The organism is Gilliamella sp. Imp1-1, assembly GCF_001690415.1.
Classification (GTDB): Bacteria; Pseudomonadota; Gammaproteobacteria; order Enterobacterales; family Orbaceae; genus Gilliamella; species Gilliamella bombi.
Genome location: NZ_LZHK01000115.1, coordinates 1 through 1,030 on the forward strand (window position 1 = coordinate 1; position 1,030 = coordinate 1,030).

The 1,030-nt window shown below is 35.6% G+C and carries 3 protein-coding genes; 2 read left to right on the forward strand and 1 reads right to left on the reverse strand.

The window, feature by feature from the left end; genetic code table 11:
- Positions 1-128, reverse strand: a 128-nt coding sequence (locus A9G38_RS12950) for a helix-turn-helix domain-containing protein (RefSeq protein ID WP_141671666.1), incomplete at its 3' end; no start/stop codon positions are given.
- Between the two features lie 108 nt (positions 129-236).
- Between A9G38_RS12950 and A9G38_RS09675 the strand changes: the two genes are divergently transcribed.
- Positions 237-857, forward strand: a complete 621-nt coding sequence (locus A9G38_RS09675; RefSeq protein WP_065623257.1) for a hypothetical protein — start codon at positions 237-239, stop codon at positions 855-857.
- Positions 854-1,030, forward strand: a 177-nt coding sequence (locus A9G38_RS09680; protein WP_141671686.1) for a transposase, incomplete at its 3' end; no start/stop codon positions are given. The genes A9G38_RS09675 and A9G38_RS09680, both read left to right, overlap by 4 nt.

A 1,030-nucleotide genomic window follows, 5' to 3' on the forward strand; every position in this document is an offset into this window, starting at 1 on the left:
TTTATCTCTCGACTTATTGTCGAAGGATGTCTATTGAGTAGCTGGGCTATCTCTTTTTTATTCTTTCCGGCTTGTAATAATACGAAAATCTGGTATCTTTCCTTCCTAGAAAGGTGATTATAATACATAGCAATCTCCAAACTGTGGTGGTGCGAAGGTGCTAGTATAAATCACCTTTCTACTTTCTTCACTCCACCGTGTTTAAAATTGCACTTCATGTTTGAATCCAGGAAGTTATGAATAATAAAATATACAAAAGCAATAAGTTAGCTTTTGAACAACCTCGAATGTTTATTTTAAAAATAGCTAAGTTTTTTGGCCAAATTTTACGAATTATATCGTCAAGTTTACATGTCAAACATTATGCTTATGGAACTATAATTGCTACGTTGGGTATAATGATATCGGGTAATGTTATTGCCTTATCCGCAACCACAACAAAGGTGATTGAAGGGAGTGCGCCTTATCTACAATTTAAAACGTCTCAGAATGATCAAGTCGGTAATAAACTAAAAAATTTAGATGAGTTGCTAGGTTTTATGATGCCAAGTCAAGAAAGCACTGGCGAACTAATACAAATTGGAGTTAATGATTCAATCTCCAATGGAGGTAAACCGTTAACAGTCCCTTTTGGCACAAAGTTTTCAGATGTTATTGCTTTGGTTACTGCTGATGGACAAGCACATACAATTTCTAACTTGCAAGTGGCGGATGATGATGGTGATGCTTCAATTACTGATAATTTTACCGTCGGTGGTACGTTAACTGCAACTTGGAATGGATCGGCTACACTAAATCATACAACTTTTTTAAGGGGTAAGGTAAACTTATCACAACTAAAAAAGGAACAAATATGAATAAGATTAAACGCAAAAGACGAACATTCACAGATGATTTTAAACAGCAAATGGTCAGTCTTTATCAACATGGTAAATCACGTAGTGAAATCGTTGCCGAATATGATTTGACACCATCAGCTTTGGACCGTTGGATAACGCAAGCAAGCCAAAGCGGCTCATTTAAAACAAAA

What these genes read in the sequence shown, in the direction of transcription:
- A9G38_RS09675 (WP_065623257.1), top strand. Translation starts at nt 237, where the DNA reads ATGAATAATAAAATATACAAAAGCAATAAGTTAGCTTTTGAACAACCT.